General features: G+C 73.3%; 22 protein-coding genes and 1 riboswitch. Of the genes, 2 read left to right on the top strand and 20 right to left on the bottom strand.

All coding sequences use genetic code 11. From position 1 onward, the window contains the following. Positions 1-201 precede the first annotated feature (201 nt). The 9 genes from OERS_RS14755 to OERS_RS14715 all read right to left on the bottom strand — a co-directional run bounded on the left by OERS_RS14755 (position 202) and on the right by OERS_RS14715 (position 9,986). Complete coding sequence (locus OERS_RS14755) at positions 202-3,600, bottom strand: pyruvate carboxylase (protein ID WP_068626600.1); 3,399 nt, start codon at positions 3,598-3,600, stop codon at positions 202-204. Positions 3,601-3,844: 244 nt separating this feature from the next. After that, positions 3,845-4,438 carry a MerR family transcriptional regulator gene (locus OERS_RS14750; RefSeq protein WP_056651927.1) on the bottom strand — a complete coding sequence of 198 codons (594 nt, stop codon included), beginning with the start codon at positions 4,436-4,438 and terminating at the stop codon, positions 3,845-3,847. A gap of 207 nt (positions 4,439-4,645) precedes the next feature. Next, on the bottom strand, positions 4,646-5,158 hold the full coding sequence (locus tag OERS_RS14745; protein WP_068626599.1) for a bifunctional nuclease family protein: 513 nt from the start codon (positions 5,156-5,158) through the stop codon (positions 4,646-4,648). A gap of 131 nt (positions 5,159-5,289) precedes the next feature. Beyond that, the gene (ftsR, locus tag OERS_RS14740; RefSeq protein WP_082848662.1) at positions 5,290-5,958 is read right to left on the bottom strand and encodes a transcriptional regulator FtsR; all 669 of its coding nucleotides are present in this window, start codon (positions 5,956-5,958) and stop codon (positions 5,290-5,292) included. Between the two features lie 137 nt (positions 5,959-6,095). Beyond that, on the bottom strand, positions 6,096-6,587 hold the full coding sequence (locus OERS_RS14735) for an FHA domain-containing protein (RefSeq protein ID WP_068626565.1): 492 nt from the start codon (positions 6,585-6,587) through the stop codon (positions 6,096-6,098). 183 nt (positions 6,588-6,770) lie between these two features. Further along, complete coding sequence (locus OERS_RS22060) at positions 6,771-8,114, bottom strand: DUF881 domain-containing protein (protein WP_068626563.1); 1,344 nt, start codon at positions 8,112-8,114, stop codon at positions 6,771-6,773. A gap of 8 nt (positions 8,115-8,122) precedes the next feature. Continuing rightward, positions 8,123-8,455: a small basic family protein gene (locus OERS_RS14725; protein ID WP_056651935.1), complete on the bottom strand. Its 333-nt coding sequence runs from the start codon at positions 8,453-8,455 to the stop codon at positions 8,123-8,125. Then, complete coding sequence (locus OERS_RS14720; RefSeq protein ID WP_068626562.1) at positions 8,452-9,384, bottom strand: DUF881 domain-containing protein; 933 nt, start codon at positions 9,382-9,384, stop codon at positions 8,452-8,454. The genes OERS_RS14725 and OERS_RS14720 overlap by 4 nt, the downstream gene beginning before the upstream one ends. Continuing rightward, positions 9,381-9,986, bottom strand: a complete 606-nt coding sequence (locus tag OERS_RS14715) for a CDP-alcohol phosphatidyltransferase family protein (RefSeq protein ID WP_068626560.1) — start codon at positions 9,984-9,986, stop codon at positions 9,381-9,383. The genes OERS_RS14720 and OERS_RS14715 overlap by 4 nt, the downstream gene beginning before the upstream one ends. A 473-nt stretch (positions 9,987-10,459) precedes the next feature. Here OERS_RS14715 and OERS_RS14710 point away from each other — a divergent pair, with 473 nt between their 5' ends. Continuing rightward, positions 10,460-12,370 (top strand): DEAD/DEAH box helicase, encoded by a 1,911-nt coding sequence (locus tag OERS_RS14710; protein WP_068626558.1) that lies wholly within the window; start codon positions 10,460-10,462, stop codon positions 12,368-12,370. Positions 12,371-12,520: 150 nt separating this feature from the next. Here the strand turns inward: OERS_RS14710 and OERS_RS14705 are convergent, their stop codons facing one another. After that, positions 12,521-13,000 carry a PH domain-containing protein gene (locus OERS_RS14705; RefSeq protein WP_068626591.1) on the bottom strand — a complete coding sequence of 160 codons (480 nt, stop codon included), beginning with the start codon at positions 12,998-13,000 and terminating at the stop codon, positions 12,521-12,523. A 109-nt stretch (positions 13,001-13,109) separates the two neighbouring features. On the opposite strand from OERS_RS14705, the gene OERS_RS14700 reads away from it, so the two are divergent. Then, positions 13,110-13,643 (top strand): GNAT family N-acetyltransferase, encoded by a 534-nt coding sequence (locus OERS_RS14700; RefSeq protein ID WP_068626555.1) that lies wholly within the window; start codon positions 13,110-13,112, stop codon positions 13,641-13,643. A 183-nt stretch (positions 13,644-13,826) separates the two neighbouring features. On the opposite strand, the gene hisG is transcribed toward OERS_RS14700, so the two are convergent. The 10 genes from hisG to OERS_RS14650 all read right to left on the bottom strand — a co-directional run. Beyond that, complete coding sequence (gene hisG, locus OERS_RS14695) at positions 13,827-14,681, bottom strand: ATP phosphoribosyltransferase (RefSeq protein ID WP_068626554.1); 855 nt, start codon at positions 14,679-14,681, stop codon at positions 13,827-13,829. A 193-nt stretch (positions 14,682-14,874) separates the two neighbouring features. Next, complete coding sequence (locus OERS_RS14690; protein WP_056651951.1) at positions 14,875-15,138, bottom strand: phosphoribosyl-ATP diphosphatase; 264 nt, start codon at positions 15,136-15,138, stop codon at positions 14,875-14,877. A 154-nt stretch (positions 15,139-15,292) separates the two neighbouring features. Then, on the bottom strand, positions 15,293-15,760 hold the full coding sequence (gene ribH, locus OERS_RS14685) for a 6,7-dimethyl-8-ribityllumazine synthase (protein WP_068626553.1): 468 nt from the start codon (positions 15,758-15,760) through the stop codon (positions 15,293-15,295). Then, positions 15,757-17,205 (bottom strand): 3,4-dihydroxy-2-butanone-4-phosphate synthase, encoded by a 1,449-nt coding sequence (gene ribB / locus OERS_RS14680; protein ID WP_083201499.1) that lies wholly within the window; start codon positions 17,203-17,205, stop codon positions 15,757-15,759. Before ribB ends, ribH begins: the two co-directional genes overlap by 4 nt. Then, positions 17,202-17,897, bottom strand: coding sequence for a riboflavin synthase (locus tag OERS_RS14675; RefSeq protein WP_083201498.1), 696 nt, complete (start codon positions 17,895-17,897; stop codon positions 17,202-17,204). The genes ribB and OERS_RS14675 overlap by 4 nt, the downstream gene beginning before the upstream one ends. Beyond that, positions 17,897-19,174, bottom strand: coding sequence for a bifunctional diaminohydroxyphosphoribosylaminopyrimidine deaminase/5-amino-6-(5-phosphoribosylamino)uracil reductase RibD (ribD, locus tag OERS_RS14670; protein ID WP_068626551.1), 1,278 nt, complete (start codon positions 19,172-19,174; stop codon positions 17,897-17,899). Before ribD ends, OERS_RS14675 begins: the two co-directional genes overlap by 1 nt. Positions 19,175-19,286: 112 nt before the next feature. Next, a riboswitch (FMN riboswitch) is annotated at positions 19,287-19,412 on the bottom strand. Between the two features lie 152 nt (positions 19,413-19,564). Further along, complete coding sequence (gene rpe / locus OERS_RS14665) at positions 19,565-20,227, bottom strand: ribulose-phosphate 3-epimerase (RefSeq protein ID WP_068626549.1); 663 nt, start codon at positions 20,225-20,227, stop codon at positions 19,565-19,567. A gap of 97 nt (positions 20,228-20,324) precedes the next feature. After that, positions 20,325-21,965 carry an RsmB/NOP family class I SAM-dependent RNA methyltransferase gene (locus OERS_RS14660; RefSeq protein WP_068626547.1) on the bottom strand — a complete coding sequence of 547 codons (1,641 nt, stop codon included), beginning with the start codon at positions 21,963-21,965 and terminating at the stop codon, positions 20,325-20,327. Further along, on the bottom strand, positions 21,962-22,915 hold the full coding sequence (fmt, locus tag OERS_RS14655; protein ID WP_068626545.1) for a methionyl-tRNA formyltransferase: 954 nt from the start codon (positions 22,913-22,915) through the stop codon (positions 21,962-21,964). The genes OERS_RS14660 and fmt overlap by 4 nt, the downstream gene beginning before the upstream one ends. A 121-nt stretch (positions 22,916-23,036) precedes the next feature. Then, positions 23,037-23,688: HAD family hydrolase (locus OERS_RS14650; RefSeq protein ID WP_322788302.1), on the bottom strand; the 652-nt coding region annotated here is incomplete at its 5' end.

Here is a 23,688-nt window from a genome sequence, read left to right as displayed (position 1 = left end):
TTCCTTGGGCCGGGGTGTCTTCCTGCTTCCAGTGTGCCGTGAGCGGCCGCGGTCGTCGCGAGGTGGCTCCGACGTGCCCGGCCGCGCCCCCGCACCCGCGGGAGCTCCGTCGTCGGGCATGCGCCTCTCCCCGGCGACGACGCGGGCCGGGTCAGCAGCCTGTCGCTGCCGACCCGGCCCGCGGGCAGTGGATCACGGGTGTCAGACGACGACCAGGACCAGGTCCCCGCCCTCGAGCTGCTGGACCGCACCGATCGCGACGCGCTGCACCGTGCCCCCGACGGGCGTCGTGATCGCGGCCTCCATCTTCATGGCTTCGACCGTCGCGACGGTCTGCCCGGCCTCGACCACCTCGCCCTCGTGGACCACGGGCGTCACAGCGCCGGCGAACGGCGCGGCGATCTGCCCGGGCGCTCCGGGGTCGGCCTTCTCCGCCAACGACGAGTCGACCTCGATCGACCGGTCGCGCACCTGGAGCGGGCGCAGCTGACCGTTGAGGGTGAACATCACGGTCCGGCGACCGCGCTCGTCGGGCTCGCCGACCGCCTCGAGCCCCACCAGGAGCTTGACGCCGCGGCCGAGCGAGACCTCGACCTCCTCGCCGGGCGTCAGGCCGTAAAGGTACGCCTGCGTGCCCAGCACCGACACGTCGCCGAACGCGGCACGTGACGCCTCGTACTCCTTGGTCGGGCCGGCGAAGAGCAGGTGGTTGAGCCGGTTGCGGCGCGCGTCCGAGTCCCCGTCGAGGTCCGCCTGGTCCTCGACCGTCAGGGGCGTGACCGCGTTGCGCACGACCCGGCCCGCGAGAGCCTTGCTGCGGAACGGCTCGGGCCACCCGCCGGGCGGGTCGCCCAGCTCGCCGCCCAGGAACGCGATGACCGAGTCCGGGATGTCGTAGTCCTGAGGGTTCTCGGCGAAGTCGGCCGGGTCTGCGCCGCGTGCCACGAGCTGCAGCGCCAGGTCGCCCACGACCTTGGACGACGGGGTCACCTTCACCAGTCGGCCGAGGATGCGGTCGGCCGCGGCATACGTCGCCTCGATCTGCTCGAACCGGTCCCCCAGGCCGAGCGCGATGGCCTGCTGGCGCAGGTTCGAGAGCTGGCCGCCGGGGATCTCGTGCTCGTACACGCGCCCGGTCGGGCTCGACAGCCCCGACTCGAACGGCGCGTAGAGGCGGCGCACGGCCTCCCAGTAGGGCTCCAGGTCGCACACCGCACGCAGCGAGAGGCCCGTGTCGCGCTCGGTGTGCTCGAGGCCCGCGACCAGGGCGGACATCGAGGGCTGGCTCGTGGTGCCCGCCATCGCGGCGCTCGCGACGTCCACGGCGTCGACGCCCGCGGCGACCGCTGCCATGAGGGTCGCCATCTGCCCGCCCGAGGTGTCGTGCGTGTGCAGGTGCACGGGCAGGTCGAAGCGCTCCCGGAGGGCCGTGACGAGGCGAGCGGCAGCCGCAGGACGCAGCAGGCCGGCCATGTCCTTGATCGCCAGGACGTGCGCCCCGGCGTCGACGATGCGGTCGGCGAGCTCGAGGTAGTAGTCGAGCGTGTACAGGGACTCGGCCGGGTCGAGCAGGTTGCCCGTGTAGCACAGGGCGACCTCGGCGACCGCGGTCCCCGTCGCTCGTACCGCGTCGATCGCGGGGCGCATCTGCTCGACGTCGTTGAGGGCGTCGAAGATGCGGAAGATGTCGACCCCGGTGGCCGCGGCCTCGCGGACGAACGCCTCGGTGACCTCGGTGGGGTACGGCGTGTAGCCCACGGTGTTGCGGCCCCGCAGGAGCATCTGCAGCGCGACGTTGGGCATCGCCTCGCGCAGTGCCGCGAGCCGGGCCCACGGGTCCTCGCCGAGGAAACGCAGCGCGACGTCGTACGTCGCCCCGCCCCACGCCTCGACCGACAGGAGCTGCGGTGTCGTGCGCGCCACGTAGGGGGCGACCGTGACCAGGTCGTGCGTGCGGACGCGCGTCGCGAGCAGCGACTGGTGGGCGTCGCGGAACGTCGTGTCGGTGACCTTGACCGCGGTCTCGGCGCGCAGCGCGCGGGCGAAGCCCTCGGGCCCCAGCTCCAGGAGCTGCTGACGGCTTCCCGGCACGGGAGCGATCGACAGGTCGATCTCGGGGAGCTTGGCGGCGGGGTCGATCCCGCCGGGGCCCGTCCCGTGCGGACGGTTGACGGTCACGTCACCCAGGTAGCTCAGGAGCTTGGTCCCGCGGTCCGCGCTCTCGCGCGCCGCGAGCAGCTCGGGGCGCTCGTCGATGAACGACGTCGACAGGTTACCCGCGATGAACTCGGCGTCCGACAGGACGGCCTGCAGGAACGGGATGTTGGTGCGGATGCCGCGGATGCGGAACTCCGCGAGGGCGCGTCGTGCGCGCCGGACGGCCGTCGGGTAGTCGCGCCCGCGGCACGTGAGCTTGACCAGCATCGAGTCGAAGTGGCCCGAGATCTCCGACCCCGCGGTCGCCGTCGCGCCGTCGAGCCGTACGCCGGCGCCGCCCGGCGAGCGGTAGGCCACGATCCGGCCCGTGTCGGGACGGAACCCGTTCGCGGGGTCCTCGGTCGTGATGCGCGACTGGAGGGCCGCGCCGTTGACGTGGACGTCCTCCTGACGGATGCCGAGGTCCTCGAGCGACTCCCCCGCGGCGATGCGCATCTGCGAGGAGACCAGGTCGATGTCCGTGACCTCCTCGGTCACGGTGTGCTCGACCTGGATGCGGGGGTTCATCTCGATGAAGACGTGCTGCCCCGCACGCTCCCCCACGGTGTCGAGCAGGAACTCGACCGTCCCGGCGTTCTGGTACCCGATCGACCGCGCGAACTTCACGGCGTCGGCGCAGAGCGCCTCGCGGACCGCGGGGTCCAGGTTGGGTGCGGGCGCGATCTCGATGACCTTCTGGTGGCGCCGCTGGACCGAGCAGTCACGCTCGTACAGGTGCACGACGTTGCCCTGGCCGTCGGCCAGGATCTGCACCTCGATGTGACGCGGGCGCAGGACAGCCTGCTCGAGGAACATGGTCGGGTCGCCGAACGCGCCGTCGGCCTCACGCATCGCGGCGGCCAGCGCCTCGGGCAGATCCTCGCGGCGGTCGACACGGCGCATGCCGCGCCCGCCGCCACCCGCGACGGCCTTGGCGAAGATGGGGAAGCCGATCTCGTCGGCGGCCGCGATGAGCTCGTCGATGTCCGACGAGGGCTCGCTCGACGCCAGGACCGGGATCCCGGCCTCACGGGCAGCCTTGAGCGCGCGGACCTTGTTGCCCGCGAGCTCGAGGACCTCGGCGGGCGGTCCCACGAACGCGATGCCCGCGTCCTTGCAGGCGCGTGCCAGGTCGGGGTTCTCCGAGAGGAACCCGTAGCCGGGGTAGATCGCGTCGGCGCCCGCGTCCTTGGCGACGCGCACGATCTCCTCGATGTCGAGGTAGGCCCGGACAGGGTGGCCCTCCTCACCGATCCGGTACGCCTCGTCGGCCTTCAGCCGGTGCTCGGAGTTCCGATCCTCGTAGGGGAAGACGGCCACCGTCCGGGAGCCGAGCTCGTACGCTGCGCGAAACGCCCGGACCGCGATCTCCGCGCGGTTGGCGACCAGAACTTTCGAGAACACCAAGTACCCCATCCGTCATCGTGGGTCGGGTCCGGGACCGTCGCGAGAAGAGGTCCACGCACCCGCTCGTCACGGGCGTCGCTCCGGCACGAGCCGGGACGCCCACAGGCGATCTTCGCACGGGTTCTTCACGGTTCGGGCAACAGAACCTCGCGAGCGGCCGCGAATGTGGCCTGCGACACGCGCCGAGCCCCGCCCTGCGGAGGCAGGGCGGGGCTCGGCGGAAGGTGTGCGGGAGCGGGGTTCAGCCCGCGGTCCGTGCCCGACGGCGCAGCGCCAGCTCGTCCTGCGTGGGGCCGCTGGGCGCGTCGTCGGTGTCCGCGAGCGACTCGGTGGGCATCTCGCTGAGCGTGCCCTCGACCTCGCGCCAGACCCGGCCGACAGCGATGCCGAAGACGCCCTGTCCGCCCTGGACGAGGTCGACGACCTCGTCCGGGGACGTGCACTCGTAGACGCTCGCCCCGTCGCTCATGAGCGTGATCTGCGCGAGGTCCTCGACGCCGCGCTCGCGCAGGTGGTCGACGGCCGTGCGGATCTGCTGCAGGGAGACCCCGGTGTCGAGGAGTCGCTTGACGATCTTGAGGACGAGGATGTCGCGGAAGCCGTAGAGGCGGTGCGTCCCCGAACCGCTGGCGGGGCGGACGGTCGGCTCGACAAGTCCCGTGCGCGCCCAGTAGTCGAGCTGTCGATAGGTGATGCCGGCGACCCGGCAGGCCGTGGGCCCGCGGTACCCCGTGTTCGTGTCGTGCTCGGTGATGTCCTCACCGAACAGCAGGCCCTGTGCCGCATGGGGAACGGGAGCACCCGGCTCCGCGCTGGCTCCACCGCTGCTGTTCACTGTGCCTCCAAGGGTGATGTGGACTCCACGCTAGGCCCGTGACCGTGGGCCGTCAACGACTGACCCTCTGAAGCCGGGGCGTGTCGCGGGTGACTCCGAGGCCCTGACGGGCTCCCCCAGGCTGTGACGCTTCCTCCGACCTCAGGTCACGATTGAGTGTCCAAAATGTATAACTGTGCCGCTATTGTCTCAGGTAGAGCCTGAAAGTTACACGTCCCTTTCAGGGCTTTCAGGGGTTTCTCCCTCCTCGGGAGGGCCGAAGTCCTCGGGCGTCACGTGATCCAGGAAATCTCGGAACCGCTCCATCTCCCGCTGCTGCTCGCCGTCGACGAGCTCGACACCGGCCAGTGCCACGATCTCTGCCGAGCACAGGACGGGACTCCCCGTCCGCACCGCGACGGCTATCGCGTCCGACGCCCGCGCGTCGACGCGCACCCCGGTCCCCAGCACCATCTCGGCGTAGAAGATCCCGTCGTCGAGCGCCACGATCTCGACGCGCGTGAGCTCGACGCGCAGCGCGTCCAGGACGTTCCTCAGGAGGTCGTGGGTCATGGGCCGCGGCGCGGTGAGGTGCGCCTGAGCCATCGCGATCGCGCTCGCCTCTCGCGGCCCGATGATGATCGGCACCACGAGCTCGGCCGCGGGGTCGAGGAGGAGGACGACGATCTCCTGCCCTGCACCCTGCTGCTGGCGCACGCCGAGGACCTCCACGGGGACCATCGGCACCTTGTCGCTCACGTCTCCACCGTACGACGCGCGGCCCGCTCCGTCAGGAGCAGGACCGCTGCGTCCGTGGACGTACTGCGCCCCCGGTACGTGAGGACGTACCGGGGGCGCAGGTGAACGGTGGATCAGTTCGTGAGGTCGCCCACTCCCTGGCGGACCCAGACGGTGTGCAGCTTGGCGAAGAGCTCGCCGACCTCGCCGGCCAGGGCGCTGGCGTGCGCGCGGGCCGAGGCGCTCTGCTGGCTGCGCCACGGCGCGACGACCTGCTCGACCAGGCCGACGTGCCGATCGGCCGACGTGCGCAGGAGGCGCAGGTGGCGCGGCTCGATCCCGTACTCGGACAAGGCCGCCGCGAGCTGGACCACCTCGAGCGACCAGGCGTCCAGCTGTCCACCGGGCGCCTGGCGAAGCACGCCCGCAGAAATGAGCCCCTCGACGAGCGAGACGTCCACCTCGGCGGTCGAGGCCAGGGTCGCGACGGTGTACTTCTGCCGCGTCTGCGCGCGCTCGGGCTCGCCCCCGCTCGTAGCGAGCCGGGGCGCGGGGTTCTCCACGACCTCGCCCTCGTCGAGGGCGGCCAGGTTCTCCTTGATGACCTTGAGCGGGAGGTAACGGTCGCGCTGCTCGAGCAGCACGTACCGCAGGCGCTCGACGTCGGCCGGGCTGTACTGCCGGTAGCCGGACGGGGTGCGCTCGGGATCGATCAGCCCTTGCTCCTCGAGGAAGCGCAGCTTGGAGTGGCTGACTCCCGGGAACTCCGTGCGAAGAGCTCGCAGCACGTCGGAGATGCGCATGGTCGCGCGCCGCGAGATCCCGTGAGGCCATCTCGCGGTGGAGTCCTCGACCTCGTGGTCCGCCAGGGCCCGCGCGGCGTGCGCACCGGCCCCGCCGAACCGGTCTTCGTGTCCCCAGGGGGAACGTGCCGGTTGGTTCACGGGTGCTCTGCCGCGCCTTCCGCCGGGCCCGTGGGCTCGTCCAGGACGGGGCTGGCGTAGAAGGTCAGGCGGTACTTGCCGATCTGGACCTCGTCACCGGTCACCAGACCCACGGCGTCCACCCGGTTGCGGTTCACGTAGGTCCCGTTGAGGGAACCGATGTCGCGCACGACGAACTGTCCACCCTCGCGCACGAACTCGGCGTGCTTGCGCGAGACCGTGACGTCGTCGAGGAAGATGTCCGCGTGCTCGCTGCGGCCCGCGACGACCCGGTCGGCGTCCAGCAGGAAGCGCGACCCGACGGCAGGTCCCCGCTGCATGACGAGCAACGCAGAATGGCGCGGCAGCGCCGAGATGGCGGTCTGTTCCTCAGCAGTGAGGCTGCCCGGCTGCAGGCCGTCGTCGATCGGAAGCTCGATTCGTCCGAACGTGACGGTCGTATCGCTGCCTCCCCGGCGCGGCTCCGCAGATTCACCTGGAGTGGTCATCTCGCCTCCTCGGGAGTTTTTACGCATTCAGAGCAAAATACCTTGGGGGGAAGTTACTACACCTACCGGTCCCCCGGGTACAGGGAACGCGGTGAGGCGGAGAATGCCCTCCAACGCGACCAACCTACCCCGACGGACGGGTCCGAGAGAAGAATCCGTGCACGTCAGGAGGCATGACGAGGGTCAGCTGCCGTCCTCGGCGGGGACCGGGGTCGCGAACCGCGGAGCCTGCGGCTCACGCGTCGCGTCGACCGTCACGAGCTCCTCCTGGGTGATCGTCGGCACTGCGCCGGCGGTCCGGACCGTGGCCATGGCCCCGCCAGGGATCTCGAGGGCCGTCTCGAGCGTCGACGGGTCGCCGATCACGGTCCACCGGTAGGGCGAGGTGATCTTCTGGCCGTCGACGACGATCCCGCCGTCCCTGTCCTCGAAGTAGCTGCTCGTGACGAGGCGGACGCCGTTGACCTCGACCACCTCGGCTCCCGCGTTGCGCAGCTCCTCGAGGATGTTGAACATCTTGGGAGCCGAGAGCGGCTGGCCGGGCTCGACGATCGACAGCTCGATCCCCGGGCCCTCGGCGGGCAGCCGGCCCGAGAGGATCCCCTGGGACTCGGACTGCTTCTGCGCCAGCTCGAGGGCCGCCTGCTGCTGCCCCGATCCCGACTTGAGCTCGTCACGTGTCGACTGGAGCGTCGCGACCCGCTCCTCGAGCTCGTTCGCGCGCTGCGTGACCTCGTCGAGAAGACGCACCAGGTCGCTCTGCCGCAACGACGAGAGCTGCTGCTCCTGCGTCTGGCTCACCTGGACGGCGAGCGCGAAGCCGAGCAGCGCGCACAGCAGACCTGCGAGCAGCTTGGAGCGCGTGAGCTGGGGACGCATCGCGTGCCCGAGCTTGGACCACCCTCCCGGAGCGTCCGCGGCGGGCGGCGCGGACGCCTCGTGGCGACCGTGCGCCGTCGGGCGTGGGCGCGGGGCGGGCTGCGGCTCGACCGGGGCGTCCTGCCCGACGGCGTCTCCCCCGCCCGGCGCCGCGGCCTCGGCGGGCGCACTGGTCGTCCTGGGCGGGGCGGGAACCACCTCGGTGGCACCGGTGGCCGCCAGCGCCTCCTCCGCACCGTGGTCCGTGTCGGCAGGCTGCCCTGCGGGGGCCCGTGCGCCGACCTCGGCGACCGTCCCGGGTGCCGGGGTCGTCGGTGCGGGGTCCGGCAGGTGGCCGATCGTGCCCGGGTCTTCGGTCGCGACGTCTTCGCGAGCATCGTCCTGCGGCACGTCGGACGCGCCGACGACCGCCACGGGCGGCTCAGGCTCGACCACCTCGACGGGCTCGGGAGCCTCGTCCGGCACCACGACGTCACTCGCCGGGACGTCGGGCTCGACATCCTCCGCCGCATCCGCATCCGCGACCGTGGCCTCGTCCGTGGCAGGCAAGGGCTCGGCCGCCTCTGCCACGGTGCCGTCCTGCGGCGTCTCGTCGACCGGGGACTCCTCGGGCAGTGCTGCGTCGTCGGGCGTCGGGTTCTTCGCCATCGCGGGGCCTACGCCTTGAACAGGTGCCGGCGGATGGCAGCGGCGTTGGAGAAGATGCGGATGCCGAGGACGACGACGACGCCCGTCGAGAGCTGCGTGCCCACGCCGAGCTGGTCGCCGAGGAAGACGATGAGCGCCGCCACGACGACGTTGGACAGGAACGAGACGAGGAAGACCTTGTCGTCGAACAGTCCGTCGAGCATGGCACGCAAGCCGCCGAAGAGAGCGTCGAGCGCGGCGACCACCGCGATGGGCAGGTAGGGCTGGAGCGCTACGGGCACGGTGGGCTGGAGCACGAGCCCCGCCACGACGCCCAGGACCAGTCCGACGACTGCGATCATTCCGTGCTCTCCTGCTCTGCGGGTGAACTGTCGGTGCCCGCGGGCTCGTCGCCCCCGGTTGCGGTGGAGTCTACGGCGTGCGCGTAGTACAGGCGTTGTACCCCGTTCCCCGGGAGCGAGAGCTTGCTCTGCGCGACGCGGCTCTGCTGGATGCCCCAGGCCTGGCTGATGGTCATCAGGTAGTCCTGCGCGGCCGACCGGGCGAACGCGGTCTCGAGGGTGTCGGGATCGCCGATCGCCTCGACGCGGTACGGGCCGATCAAGGGCTGGAGGTCCACGAGGATCGCCTCGCCGGCGCTGCGCACGGCACTGAGGGGGGTCAGGCGCTGCCCGTTGATCGCGATCGCTTCCGCTCCCGATGCCCAGAGGCCGTTGACGACGTGCTGGAGGTCCATGTCCTGGACCTTCTTCTGGAACGCGTCCTCGTCGGACGCGCCGAGCCCCGCCGGTGCGTCCTTGAGCGTCACGACGATCCCCGGTCCCTTCACCGCGATCGAACCGTTCGTCACGCCGTCGACCTTGAGCGACTCCAGGAGGGCGGGGTCGATGTCCGAGAGCGCCTGGGTCTGGAGGGCCTCGGTCTCCTCGCTGAGGGCCGTCGCGCGTGCAGCGAGATCGTCGACGGCCTCCCGGCGGTCGGTGATCTCGTTCTCGAGGACCTGCCGGGCGGCGATCGCGGACCCCTGGGGAGCCCTGAGGTCGACCGTGGCCGTCGTCGTGACGAAGCCGAGCAGGACGCCCAACGTCACGACCAGGAGCCAGGCGCGAGGGCCCTTCGACTGCTCCTGGCCGCTCGCGCGGCGCGCGGCGGCCTCGGCGTAGCCGGGGTCGAGCGGGCGGTCCATGACCTCGGTCAGCAAGGTCATCGAGGCGTCGACCCGTGGAGGGCGGCGGGGTGCGGGCGCGTCGTTGCGGGGAGCGTGGGTCATCCTGCGGCCGTGTCCTGAGGGTCGGGGCGGTTGCTGGGGGCGAGGAGCTGCCGGGTCTGGCGGACGTACTGGAACCCGGCGAGCCAGTAGAGACCGACTCCCCACCAGGTGAACGCCCAACCGATGATCGAGGCCGTGGCCCCCAGCGCACCGGGGCTCTCGGCGAGCAGGAGGAGAGGGAAGGCGTAGAGCAGCGCGAACGTCGCAGCCTTGCCGACGAAGCTCACGGGCAGCGGGCCGTACCCGTGGCGCGTGAGCGCCGGCAGCAGAGCCAGCAGCGTCAGGTCCCTGGCCACGATGACGAGCACGAGCCACAGCGGCACGACGTCGCGCCAGGCGAGGCCGAGGAGCGTCACGAAGATGAAGAGCCGGTCGGCTGCCGGGTCGAGCACCTGCCCGAGCTTGGTGACCTGGTTCAGGCGTCGCGCAAGGACGCCGTCGAGCCAGTCCGAGGCCCCGGAGATCGCCAGGACCGCGAGCGCCCAGGCGTCGTCGCCGCGGACGATGAGGACGGCGAAGAGGGGGACGAGGGCGAGCCGGAGGAAGCTGATGGCGTTGGGGATGGTGAGGATGCGCGAGCTGACCTCTTGCCCTGCTGCCACGCCCACCGTCCGTTGCTCACTGCGTCTTGCGCATCGCTTGTCCGTCTTCATCCTACGGGTGGTCATCCTAGGGGCGTGGGGGCAGCTTGGTGGGGCATTTGCAGCGCCGCTCGGGGTGTTCTTCCGGGTTTGGCATGTTTTGTGTGGGACGTGGTGTGTGTGACAACGGCAATGCGGAACTCGGCGCGGGCGCGGGGCGTTGTGCGTGTGCTGGTTTTGTCTGCGTCCGTTGGCGTTCCGGGGGCTTGTGGTGGAGGTCACCGGTGCTCGGGCCCCTGCTGGGGACGGGCGTCGCGTAGACTGGCAGCACAATCTGGAGTTCGTCGCTGTTCCCGCGTGTTCGTGTGAGTGTGGCCCGCCGCTTCTTGGCGCGGGCGAGTCACCGGTGTGTGTTCGGGAGTGCGGCCAGTGGAGAGCCGACTTGGCAACCACGCGTAACTCCCACCCTCAGCGAAACGGTTGAACACATCTCTATGTCTCTTGACACCTCTGCGCCCTCGTACGCCCAGGACCAGGTCGAGGCGGCCCAGACGCCGGCTCCTGCCGAGCAGTCGGGCCCCACGTTCGCGGACCTCGGTCTGCCCACGAACATCCTCCAGGCCGTGACGGACCTGGGCTTCACCATTCCTTCCGCCATCCAGGAGCGGGCGATCCCTGCGCTGCTCTCGGGGCGTGACATCACGGGCGTCGCCCAGACCGGTACGGGCAAGACGGCCGCGTTCGGTCTGCCGATGCTGGCTGCGATCGACCCGAACCTGGGTCGTGTCCAGGGCCTGGTCCTGGCTCCGACGCGTGAGCTCGCGATGCAGGTCGCCGAGGCGATCGAGTCGTTCGCCAAGCACGTGCCGGGCATCGAGGTCGTCGCGGTCTACGGCGGCTCCCCCTACCAGCCTCAGCAGCGTGCGCTGCAGCGTGGCGCCCAGATCGTCGTCGGGACCCCTGGCCGCGTGATGGACCACCTGGAGCGTCGCAGCCTGGTGCTGGACGACATCCGTTACCTGGTGCTGGACGAGGCCGACGAGATGCTGCGCATGGGCTTCGCCGAGGACGTCGAGAAGATCTTCGGTCAGGCTCCGCGTGAGCGTCAGGTCGCCCTGTTCTCCGCGACGATGCCGGCTCCGATCCGTCGCGTGGCCGCCCAGCACCTGAACGACCCGGTCGAGATCGCGGTCACGCGTCAGTCCTCGACGGTCACGTCGGTGCGTCAGACGTACTCGGTGGTGCCGTTCCGTCACAAGACCGGTGCCCTGGTGCGTGTGCTCGCGACCTCGGACGCCGACGCGGCGATCGTGTTCACCCGTACCCGGGGTGCGGCCGAGGAGGTCGGTTCGGCTCTCGTCGAGCGCGGCATCTCGGCGGCCACGATCTCGGGTGACGTGGCGCAGAAGGACCGCGAGAAGATCGTCGAGCGCCTGCGCTCGGGCGCACTGGACGTGCTGGTCGCGACGGACGTCGCGGCGCGCGGCCTGGACGTGGACCGCATCGGTCTGGTCGTGAACTTCGACCTGCCGGGCGAGCCCGAGGCGTACGTGCACCGCATCGGTCGTACGGGCCGTGCCGGGCGCACGGGCGAGGCCCTGAGCTTCGTGACCCCGGGCGAGCGCAACCGTCTGAAGTTCATCGAGAAGACGATCCGCGCGACGCTCGAGGAGGTCGACGTGCCCTCCCCCGCGGACGTGTCCGCGCACAAGGCGCGCCGCATCCTGGGTCAGGTCGCCGAGCGTCAGGCTGCCGGTCGCCTGTCGATGTACCGCGACCTGGTCGCGGCGTACGTCGCCGAGTCGGACGTGGACCCCATCGACCTGGCTGCCGTGCTGGTCGCCCTGTCGGTCGGCGACGACGGCCCCAAGGCCCGCGAGGAGCAGGAGCTCTTCGAGGCGCAGCGTGCCGAGGCCAAGAACGCCCGCCGTGAGCGCGAGTCGCGTCCCTACGGTGACCGTGACTCCCGCGGTCCGCGTGAGGGTGGGCGTGGCGGCGAGCGTGGCATCCGCCGCGACGTCGTGGGCACCCGGTACCGCCTGGCCGTCGGGCACACGCACGGCGCCCAGCCGTCGGGCATCGTGGGGGCCCTGACGAACGAGGGTGGCCTCAACGGCAAGGACCTCGGCAAGATCGACATCTTCCCGAGCTTCTCGCTGGTGGACATCGCGACGCCGCTCGACTCGGCCACGATCGACCGCATCTCGCGGGCGCGCGTCGCCGGCAAGTCGCTGCGCATCCAGGTCGACCAGGGTGCGCCCCAGGGCAGCCGTGCCCCGCGCGCCGGTGGCTCCGCTCCCCGTTCGGGCGGTTACTCGGGCCACGGCCCGGCCGGTCGTTACGACGAGCGTCCCGAGCGTGGCGGTGAGCGCAAGGCTCCCCGTTACCGCACGGGTGAGCGCTGATCTCTCGCTCGGCCTGACCACAGGCCGCTGAGCACGACGTGAGGGCCCCCGGAACCGTCAGGTTCCGGGGGCCCTCACGCGTTCCTGGGACCCGGGGCGGTGCGCGGGCAGGAGCGGGCGCAGGGCTGCAGGACGCCCGACGGCGCCGCGTCAGTCCTCGGACGCCTCGCCCAGGGCCTGGACGAGGGCCGCGAGGCGGGCAGCCTGCTCCTCGCTGCGCCGCGCCCCGTCCGCACGCTGGATGCCCATGACCGCGAGCGCCTTGCCGTCGGAGAGGTCAAGGCGCACCCAGGGGTCGCCGGGGCCGAAGCGCACGGAGAGGACCTCGGCCCATTCCAGGCGGCGGGTGAAGAGGATGTTGTGGACCGTGAGCTGTTCGGGGGTCACGGTGGCCCGGACCTGTCCCAGGCGCCACAGGATCAGCGCGCAGAACGCCCCGACGCCGATGGTGGCGGCCTTGTTCCACCCCGAGTCGGTTCCTGGCCCGGTGGCGACCAGGGCGACGAACGTGCACCCGGCCAGGATCACGACCGCGGCCGTGTAGGCGACCGCGGTGCCCCAGCGGGGCCGGAAGGGGGCGTAGGGGTCGCCGGGCAGGTCTCCGGCGGCCGGTGCGACGTGGCTGCTCACGCCTCCATCCTCCCCCGTGCGCGAGTCCGGGTCGACGTCCTGCGCGTGCTCCTGGTCCACCCCGTGACCTCGTCGCCGGACGCGGTCGCCGGGTGAGGGACCATGGGGCGTGCCCACCACCCGTGCCCTGCACCCCGACGACGCCCCGGCCCTGGCCGACCTCCTGCGCACCAACCAGGAGTTCCTCGCCCCGTTCGAGCCCGAGCGCCCCGAGGAGTGGTTCACGCTCGCGGGCCAGCACGCGAGCGTCGCCGCCGCCCTCGCGCAGGAACGCGCCGGGAGCGTCGCGGCCCGGGTCGTGGTGACCGAGGACGGGCGGGTCGTCGGCTGGATCATCGCCTCGGGGATCGTGCGGGGAGCCCTGCGCTCGTGCGCGCTGGGCTACTGGGTCGACGAGGCGCACAACGGACGGGGCCTGGCGACCGCGGCCGTGGGAGAGATGGTCGACCACGCGTTCGGGCCGCTGGGTCTGCACCGTGTGCAGGCCGAGACCCTCGTGCACAACGCCGCCTCGCAGCGTGTGCTCGAACGCAACGGGTTCACCCGGTACGGCCTGGCCCCGGGCTACCTGCAGATCGCGGGCCGCTGGCAGGACCACGCCATGTACCAGGTGCTGGCGAGCGACGAGCGCCCGGGGCGCTGAGCGCCGCGGGGGGCGGACCCCGCGCTCGTGCGCTCTCACCGGCTCGTGCGCAGGGCGCCCCGGGCGCTCACCAGGCCCGGCCGGGGCCGGGAGCACCCGGGAACGACGTTGCCCGGTGACCCCGCGCGAGGACGACGCGTCGAGGCACCGGGCAACGGTCGCCGGGCAGGGTGGCCCGTGGCCTCAGAGGCGGCAGGCGTGGATCGAGGTCACGAGGATCGCGCGTGCCCCGACCTCGTAGAGGGCGTCCATGAGCTTGTTCGTCTGGTCGCGGCGCACCATGGCGCGCACGGCCGCCCAGTCGCGGTCGTGCAGCGGGGAGACGGTCGGGGACTCCAGGCCGGGCGTGAGGGCCACTGCGGCCTCGACGAGGTGTGCGGGCACGTCGTAGTCCATCAGGACGTACTGACGGGCCGTGAGGACGCCCAGGAGGCGGCGCGTGAGCGTCTCCAGGCCCGCGGAGACCGCGTCGTCGCTCACCGAGGCCGGGCGGATCAGGACGGCCTCGGACTTCAGGATCGGGTCGCCGAAGACCTCCAGGCCCGCCCCGCGCAGGGTCGTGCCCGTGGACACGACGTCCGCGACGACGTCGGCGATGCCGAGCTGGACCGCGGACTCGACCGCGCCGTCCAGGTGCACGACCGAGGCCGTGACGCCGTTGGCGCGCAGGTGGTTCTCCACCAGGACCTCGTAGGAGGTGGCCACGCGCAGGCCCTCGACCTGGTCGAGGGACGTGATGGTGCCCACGGGGGCCGCGTACCGGAACGTGGAGCCCGCGAAGCCCAGCTGCATGTGCTCGACGGCCGCGGCCCCCGAGTCGAGCAGCAGGTCGCGGCCCGTGATGCCGGCGTCGACCGTGCCGGTGCCCACGTACACCGCGATGTCGCGCGGGCGCAGGAAGAAGAACTCGACGTCGTTGTCCGGGTCCGCGAGCACGAGCTCACGGGTGTCGCGGCGCTGGCGGTAGCCGGCCTCGCGGAGCATGTCGACGGCGGGCTCGGACAGGGAGCCCTTGTTGGGAACGGCGATGCGGAGCACGAGATCCTCGCGTTTCTTGGGGAGTTCGGGGAACGGGGCGGTCAGGACGACCGATCACCCGGTCGGTGCGCCGGCGACGGCCGGCGCGCAGGGACGGACGGTGGACGACTGCGGACGACGGACATGCGTGAGGGAAGCGACCCGGGTGCCTGAGCCCCCGTGCGCCTCCCCCTGGACCCGGACCTGGCCGGGCTCACAGATGCTTGTACACGTCCTGCAGGGTCAGGCCCTTGGCCAGGAGCAGCACCTGCACGTGGTACAGGAGCTGGGAGACCTCCTCGGCCGTCTTGTCGTCACCCTCGTACTCGGCCGCCATCCACACCTCGGCGGCCTCCTCGACGATCTTCTTCCCGATCGCATGGACACCGGCATCCAGCTCCGCAACCGTGCCGGAACCGGCGGGTCGGGTGGTGGCCTTCTCGGTGAGCTCGGCGAACAGCCCTTCGAACGTCTTCACCCGACCAGGGTAGTCGCCCCGTGACCGGCGGGCCCAACCGTCCCGCCCACCGGTCACCCGTCGGTCCCGTGCCCGGCCGACGGGCCCGTCGACGACAGCGTCGCCGGATGTCGCCAGTGGTCGACGACCCGCCGACGACCCGCCGGAGGAGACCTCAGAGGTCGCGCAGCGCCACGACGGTCGCGATCGCCGCCTCGACGGCCTCGGCCCCCTTGTCCTCGCGCGAGCCGGGCAGCCCCGCACGGTCCAGCGCCTGCTGCTCGTCGTCGCACGTGAGCACCCCGAAGCCCACCGGGACCCCCGTGCGCACCGAGACGTCCGTCAGGCCCGTGGTCGCGGCCGAGCACACGTACTCGAAGTGCGGGGTCCCCCCGCGGATCACGACGCCGAGCGCGATCACCGCGTCCGCGCCGCGCTCGGCCGCCCGCGCCGCGGCCACGGGCAGCTCGAACGAGCCCGGGACCCGGATCTCCTTGACGTGCGTGACGTGCGCGGCCGCGAGCGCCCGGCGGGCCCCCGCGAGGAGGCCGTCCATGACCTCGGTGTGCCAGCTGGCGGCGACCACGGTGACCCGTAGCCCGGTGCCGTCGACGGTGATCTGGGGTGCTCCTGCGCCGCTCATCGGTCGCTCTCCTCGGTGGTGGTGGGTGTGCTGGTGGGGTCGGTCGGTACGAGCCCGGGGCCGGTGGCCGGCTCGGGCGTGATCTCGAGGGTGTCCAGGAGGTGGCCCATCGCGACCTTCTTGGTCATGAGGTACCCGTGGTTGTGCTCGCCGTGCCCGACCTCGAGCCGGTGGGCGTCCACGACGTCGATGCCGTGCGCGGCCAGGCCCGTGACCTTGGCCGGGTTGTTCGTCAGCAGCGTGACGTGGTCCAGACCCAGGTCGGTGAGGATCGCGGCCGCGGCCCCGTACTCGCGCCGGTCCACGGGCCAGCCGAGCTCGAGGTTGGCCTGCACGGTGTCGAAGCCCGCGTCCTGGAGCTCGTAGGCGCCGATCTTGGCGAGCAGGCCGATCCCGCGGCCCTCGTGCCCGCGCAGGTACACCACTGCCCCGCCCTGGGCGGCCACGCGCTCCATGGAGGCCTGCAGCTGGGGGCCGCAGTCGCAGCGCAGCGACCCGAACGCGTCCCCGGTCAGGCACTCGGAGTGCACGCGCACGAGCGGCGTCGCGCCCGCGGCGCCCGGCCCCGGGTCGGCGGCGCCCCCTCCCCCGGCGGGCACCGCCACGGGCACCAGGGCCACGTGCTCGGCCCCCGTGCGCAGGTCGCGGTAGCCGTGGACGCGGAAGTGCCCGTGCGCGGTGGGCAGGTCGGCGACGCTCGTGGCCTGCACGCGGGGCGTGGCCCTCGGTGCGGCCTCGTGCTCGGGCACGACGGGGTCGTGCTCGCGGCGCCAGGCGATGAGGTCCGCGATGGTGATGAGGACCAGGCCCGCCTCCGCGGCGGCGTGCGCGGCGTCGTCGAGCCGCATCATGGTGCCGTCGTCGTTGACGAGCTCGGCGATCCCCCCGACCTCGCCCGCCCCGGCCAGGCGCACCAGGTCGACCGCGGCCTCGGTGTGCCCGGCACGGTGCAGCACCCCGCCCGGCACGGCCCGCAGGGGCAGGACGTGCCCGGGGCGGATGAGGTCGCCCGCGCCCGAGGCGGGGTCGGCCAGGACGTGCAGGGTCCGGGCCCGGTCGGCCGCGGAGATGCCCGTGGTCACGCCCGTGGCCGCGTCGACCGTGACCGTGTACGCCGTGCGCCGCGGGTCCTGGCTGTGCGGGACCATGAGCGGCAGGTCCAGGGCGTCGGCGCGCGCGGCCGGCATGGGCGCGCACAGGTAGCCCGAGGAGTGACGGATCGTCCACGCGACCCACTCGGGGGTCACGGTGCGGGCTGCGAAGATCACGTCGGCCTCGTTCTCACGGTCCGGGGAGTCGGCGACCAGGACGGGGCGCCCCGCGCGGATCGCGTCCAGGGCCTCCTCGATGGTGCCGGTGCGCACGGGGTCCACGTGCGGGGCCGAGGCGGGGACGGCGCGAGCGGCGGGGTCGACGGGTTCTTCACTGCCCGGGAGGGTGCTCATCGCGGTGCTCGTTCCTGTGCTGCGCTCGTGCCGAGCAGGTCGGTGGCGGTCGAGGGGGTCCTCGCGCCCGAGGCGCCGTCCCCGTGGGGCTCGCGGGCGCCGAGCAGGCGCTCGACGTACTTCGCGATCACGTCGACCTCGAGGTTGACCCGGTCGCCCGGCACGAGCGAGCCCAGGATCGTGGCCTCGAGCGTGGTGGGGATCAGCGAGACGCCGAACGTCGTCTCGCCCACGTGCGTCACGGTCAGGGAGACGCCGCTGACCGTGATCGAGCCCTTCTCCGCGACGTAGCGGGTCAGGCCCGCGGGCGCGGACAGGACCAGGTCGTCCCACCGCTCGCCCGGCGTGCGGCTCACGAGCTCGCCGACGCCGTCGACGTGGCCCTGGACGATGTGCCCACCCAGGCGCGTGTCGGCCCGCACGGCCCGCTCGAGGTTCACCGGCGACCCGGCGGCCAGGTCGCCGAGCGCGGTGCGGCGCAGCGACTCGGGCATCACGTCGGCCGTGAACGAGCCGTCCTGACCCACACCCGTCACGGTCAGGCACACGCCGTTGACCGCGATCGAGTCGCCCAGGTGCGCGTCCGAGGTGGCCAGGGGGCCGTGCACGGTCAGGACCGCGTCGGACTCCTGACCGCCCGGGAACGCGATCTCGCGGACCGTACCGATCTCTTCGACGATTCCGGTGAACATCAGCTCTCCTGTTCGGGGGTGGTGCTGGGGACGGTGCTCGGGAGGTGTGCGGGGGCAGCGGGTGAGGCACGGGCCACGACCAGGACGTCCTCGCCCAGGCGGCGCACGTCGTGCGTGGTGAAGCGGGGAGCGCCCGCGAGCGTGCTCACGCCCAGGTCGCCCACCGCACCCAGGCCCGCCCCCAGCAGCACGGGGGCGAGGTAGGCGTGGATCTCGTCGACCGCCCCGGCCGCGAGGAACGCGGTCGCCAGGCCCGGCCCGCCCTCGACCAGGACGTGACGCACCTCGCGAGCGCCCAGGTCGGCCAGCACGGCCCGCACGTCGCGCGTGCGCAGGTGCAGCACGGGCCCGCCGCCGTCGGCCCTCCAGGCCCCGCCCGGAGCGAGCCGCGCGTGCGCAGGAAGGTCACGGAGCCCGACGACGACCCTCACCGGCTGATGGTCGGCAAGCCCGGGCTCCAGCCCGACCACCCCACCAGCGACCCTCACCGGCTGATGGTCGGCAAGCCCGGGCTCGGGCCCGGCCGCACGCTCGTCACCGTGAGCGGCGCTCGCGGGCGAGGCGACCGGTGTGCGCGCCGTGAGCGACGGGTCGTCGGCCAGGACCGTGCCGGTGCCCACGAGGATCGCGTCGACCTGCGCACGCACCCGGTGGGCGTGCGCGCGCGCGACCGGACCGGTGATCCACTGCGAGGTGCCGTCGAGGGCCGCCACGCGCCCGTCCAGGGTCGAGGCGAGCTTGAGGGTCACGTACGGGCTCCCCCGGCGCACGGCGACCAGCCACGGGCCGAGCAGCCGTTCGCCCTCGGCCTCGCGCAACCCTGCGGCGACGCGCACCCCGGCCGCGCGCAGGCGCTCGCCACCCCCGGTGGCGACCGGGTTCGGGTCGCCCACGGCGTAGACGACCTCCGCCACGCCCGCGTCCAGCAGCGCCTGGGCGCAGGGCCCGGTGCGTCCGGTGTGGTTGCAGGGCTCGAGCGTCACCACGGCCGTCGCGCCGCGCACGTCCACGCCGCGCTCGCGGGCGTCGGCCAGGGCCGCGGCCTCGGCGTGCGCGGTGCCCGCGCCCCGGTGGAAGCCCTCCGCGAGCACCGCCCGGGGTGCGTCGTCCACGGGGCCGGGAGCGGCGCCGTCGGGCAGGGAGTCCAACGGGCGGGGCACGGCCCCCAGCAGGACACAGCCCACGCGCGGGTTGGGGCCGTGCGCCGGACCGCGCGCGGCCAGCTCGAGCGCGCGCACCATCGCGGCGTCGATCGTCAGGGTGGGCCTGGCGCCCATACGTCCTCCTCCCGGTGAGCACGACGCTCCGGGGTGAGGGGTGGCGGACGCCACGGGACCCGAGGGTCCACGGACGTCACGACACCACGGCACAGGGCTCCGCCCCGCGCCGCCACGTACTTCCTCCCATCCGGACTTTCACCGTCGGTCCTGGAGTTCCACCAGGTCAACCACGCCGAGGCGTGGGTCGCGGACTGTCACCGCCGGCTCGGAATTACACCGACCCCGGAGCACGTGTGTGCGTACTGCTCATGCTGTCGAGCCCGGACCCCGCCCACCGAAGGTGCGCGCCGGGCCCGGCTTCTCGTCTCCACCCAGCATGCCACACCGGCGTTCGACGGCGGGCACGCAGCCCTGCCCGTCCCGCGGGCTGGACCGATGTGAACGACGTCAGTGCGCGTGGCCCTCCGCGAGCGCCCGCAGGGCCGCGATCTCCTCGGGGATGCTCTCCGCCCCGTAGACCGCCGAGCCCGCGACGAACACGTTGGCGCCGGCCTCGGCCGCGCGCTCGATCGTGGCGCGCGAGACGCCGCCGTCGACCTGGATCCACACGTCGAGGCCGGCCTCGGACACGGCGTCGCGGATGCGGCGGATCTTGGGCAGCGTGCCCTCGATGAAGGACTGGCCGCCGAAGCCCGGCTCGACCGTCATGACCAGGAGCATGTCGAACTCGGGCAGCAGGTCCAGGAACGGCTCGACCGACGTCGCGGGGCGCAGCGCGAGGCCCGCGCGCGAGCCCAGGCGGCGCAGCTCGCGCGCCAGGCGCACGGGGGCCGTGGCGGCCTCGGCGTGGAAGGTGACGGACGCGGCGCCGGCCTCGGCGTAGCCGGGAGCCCAGCGGTCCGGGTCGGCGATCATGAGGTGCGCGTCGATCGGCACCGGGGACACCTGGGCCAGGCGCTCGAAGATCGGCAGCCCCAGGGTCAGGTTGGGCACGAAGTGGTTGTCCATCACGTCGACGTGCGCGTAGTCGGCGGTCGCGATCGCGCCCAGGTCGCGCTCGAGGTTCGCGAAGTCGGCGGACAGGATGCTGGGGGCGATGAGTGCGGACATGGGCACCAGCCTAGAGGGCACCCGCTCCGCGTGCGGGAACGCGGAACGGCCGGGCCAGGTGGCCTTCACCACCCGGCCCGGCCGCGGACGGCAGCGCTCAGGCCCGACGGCGCAGCAGCGTCAGGTGCATCGCGTCGGTCCCGTGGACGTGCGGCCACAGCTGCACGTCGGTGCGGTCCGCGAGGGGGATGTCGTCCCCCGCGACCTGCCGCACGGCCGCGGCCGCGTCGAGGACCTCGACGTCGTCGCGCCCGGCCAGGACGTCCTTGACCACGAGCTGGGTCTCCGCCAGGTGCGGGGAGCACGTGACGTACCCGACGACGCCGCCGGGGCGCACGGCGTCCAGGGCCGAGCCGAGGAGCTCGCGCTGCAGCGTCGTGAGGGTCGCGACGTCGCCGGGGGTGCGGCGCCAGCGCGACTCCGGGCGCCGGCGCAGCGCCCCCAGACCGGTGCAGGGCGCGTCGACCAGGACGCGGTCGTACGCGCCGGGCTCCTCGACCCCCACCCGGCGACCGTCGCCCACCTGCACGCGCTCGACCGCGTCCGCCGGCACGGCCGCGAGCGCCTGCTCGACCAGGCGGGCCCGGTGCGGGGCGACCTCGTTCGCGACGATGCGTGCGCCCTGCTCGCCCGCGAGGGACGCCAGGAGCGCGGCCTTGCCGCCGGGGCCCGCGCACAGGTCGAGCCAGCGCTCGTCGGGGTTGGCGGCGCCGTCGGGCAGGTCGCCCGCCGTAGCACCGGTGCCGGCGCCTGCAGTGGGGAGCTCGGGCACGCTGGGCAGCGTGGGCACCGCGGCGAACGCGAGGGTCACGAGCTGGCTGCCCTCGTCCTGGACGCCCGCGGCCCCGTGGCGGACCGCGGGGATCGCGGCCGGGTCCGAGCCGGACAGGACCAGGGCCGTGGGCGCCCAGCGCCCGGGGGCCGTGGTGGCGTCCCCGCGCACGTCGTGCGTGACCTCGCCCGCGAGGCGCTCGCGGCTGACCAGGCCGGGGCGCGCGACGAGGGTCACCCGGGGTGCGGTGTTGTCGGCCTCGAGGAGCTCGGCCAGGTCGTCGGCCGAGCGTCCCGTGCCGACCAGTGCCTCGCGCATGGCGCGGGCGATCCACACGGGGTGGGACTGGGTGATCGCGAGGCGCGTGACGTCGTCGGGCGCGTCGGCGGAGATGACCTCGAGCCACTCCTCGAGGGTCGAGCGCGAGATCTTGCGCAGGACCGCGTTGACGAACTGGGCGCTGCCCGCCCCGGCGCGGGCGCGGGCCAGGCCCACGGTCTCCGAGACGGCCGCGTGCTGGGCCACGCGCATGCCCAGGAGCTGGTGGGCGCCCAGGCGCAGCAGGTCGAGCACGTTCGGGTCGACCTGGTCGAGCGGGCGGTCCACGCACCGGGAGACGATCGCGTCGTAGCGCCCGCGCAGGCGCAGGGTGCCGTAGGCGAGCTCGGTCGCGAAGGCCGCGTCGCGCCCGCGGATGCCGCGCACGCGCAGCAGGGGCGGCAGGACGAGGTTCGCGTAGGCGTCGGAGGACGCGACCTCCTGCAGGACGTCGAACGCGACGTTGCGCGCGGGGTCGGTCACCTTGGCCCGCTGGGAGGGCGCCGACTCCGACCGCTGGCCCGCGCCCCGGGCGCGGGCCGCGCCGCGCTCGCGGCCCTGGGCGTCGCGGCGGTCGCCGCCGGGCCGGTCGGGTCCGGTGCCCCCGCCGCGCTGGGGGCTTCCGGGGGTGCGTGCCTCGCCGCTCATGCGTGGTCCTTCGTGTCGTCGGGGGTCCCCAGGACGACGTGGTCGCCCAGGCGGGCGCCGCGGGCCCAGTCGGTCGCGGCCATGTGCTTCTTGCCCACGGGGGCGACCTCGCCGAGCGCGACCGCGTGCGTGCCGGTGCCCACGAGGACCTCGCGCTTCCCGGCGCGCAGCTCGCCGGGGGCCAGGTCCTGCACGTCGGGGCGCGGCGCGACGGGCCCCAGGCCCAGGCGGGCCCCGTCCGGCAGCGTGGTCCAGGCGCCGGGTGCGGGCGTGCAGCCGCGCACCTGACGGTCGATCGCGAGCGCGGGGTGGGCCCAGTGCACGTGCGCGTCCTCCGGGAGGAGCTTGGCGGCGGTGCTGACGCCCTCGGCGGGCTGGGCGACCGGGGAGGCCACGCCGTCCTCGATCGCGTCGAGCGTGGCCACGAGCAGGCCGGCCCCCGAGGTCGCCAGGCGTCCCAGGAGGTCGCCCGCGGTGTCGCGGGGGCGGATGGTCTCGGTCGCGGTGCCCAGCACGGGGCCGGTGTCCAGGCCCTCCTCGAGGAGGAAGGTCGTGGCGCCGGTGACCTCGTCGCCCGCGATGATCGCACGCTGCACGGGGGCCGCGCCGCGCCAGGCGGGGAGCACCGAGAAGTGCAGGTTGACCCAGCCGTAGCGGGGCACGTCGAGCACCTCGCGGCGCAGGATCTGCCCGTACGCCACGACGGGTGCGCAGTCGATCTCGAGGGCCTCGAGCCGGGCGACGAACTCCGCGCCGCGGGGCCGGTCGGTGATGACCGGGATCCCGGCCTCCTCGGCCCGGACCCGCACGGGGCTCGGGGTCAGCTTGCGGCCGCGGCCCGAGGGCGCGTCGGCGCGGGTGAGGACGGCGACCACCTCGTGCCGGGAGTCGATCAGGGCATCGAGGGCCGGGACGGCCGCTTCCGGGGTTCCGGCGAAGAGCACACGCATGGGGCGAGTCTAGGCGGTGCACCCCTGCGGGCAGGGACGGCGGCGCCCCACGGGCGCCCCTGTCCGGGCGGTGCGCGGGGCCGGGTGCGGCGTCAGCGCCCGGGCCGGGTCAGGGCGCGGATCAGGCCGCGGCGACCTGGACGCCGAGCTCTCGCAGCCTCGCGCGCAGCCCCTCGACGTGCTCGAAGCGCAGCGTCCGGAACCCCAGCGTCCCGGCGGCCGTGACGTTCGCCACGGAGTCGTCGACGAAGAGCGTGCGTGCGGGGTCCAGGGCGAAGCGCTCGATCGCGACCTCGAAGATGCGCGGGTCCGGCTTGACGAGCCCCACGCGCCCCGAGACCAGGACGTCCTCCATGAGCCCGATCGCCGGGGCCGCGGGCTCGGCCTCGTGGAACATCTCCGCGGACCAGTTCGTCAGCCCGTACAGCCGGACGCCGAGCGTGCGCAGCTCGCGCACCACCTCCTCGGTCCCGGGCACGGGCCCCACGAGGCTCGCCGCGAAGTTCTCGGTGTACACGTCGAGCGTGCCCACATGCCCGGGGTGGTGCTCGGCGAGCTCGCGGCGGGCGTCGGCCCAGGACCGGCCCGCGTCCTGGCGCGCGTTGAACGTGGGGAAGTCGACGGCCTCGAAGAAGGCCTCGACGTCGGCACGGGCCATGCGTCCCTCGTAGGCCGCGTACGGGTCCCACGTCACCAGGACGTTGCCGAAGTCGAAGAGCACGGTGTCGATCTCGGGGGCGGGCGCGCTCCCCCCGGGGTCGGCGCTCGGGGGC

The organism is Oerskovia enterophila, from assembly GCF_001692445.1.
Taxonomy (GTDB): Bacteria; Actinomycetota; Actinomycetes; order Actinomycetales; family Cellulomonadaceae; genus Oerskovia; species Oerskovia enterophila.
The sequence above is the reverse complement of the archived record's forward strand: the minus strand, read 5'-3'. Positions and strand labels throughout refer to the sequence as shown.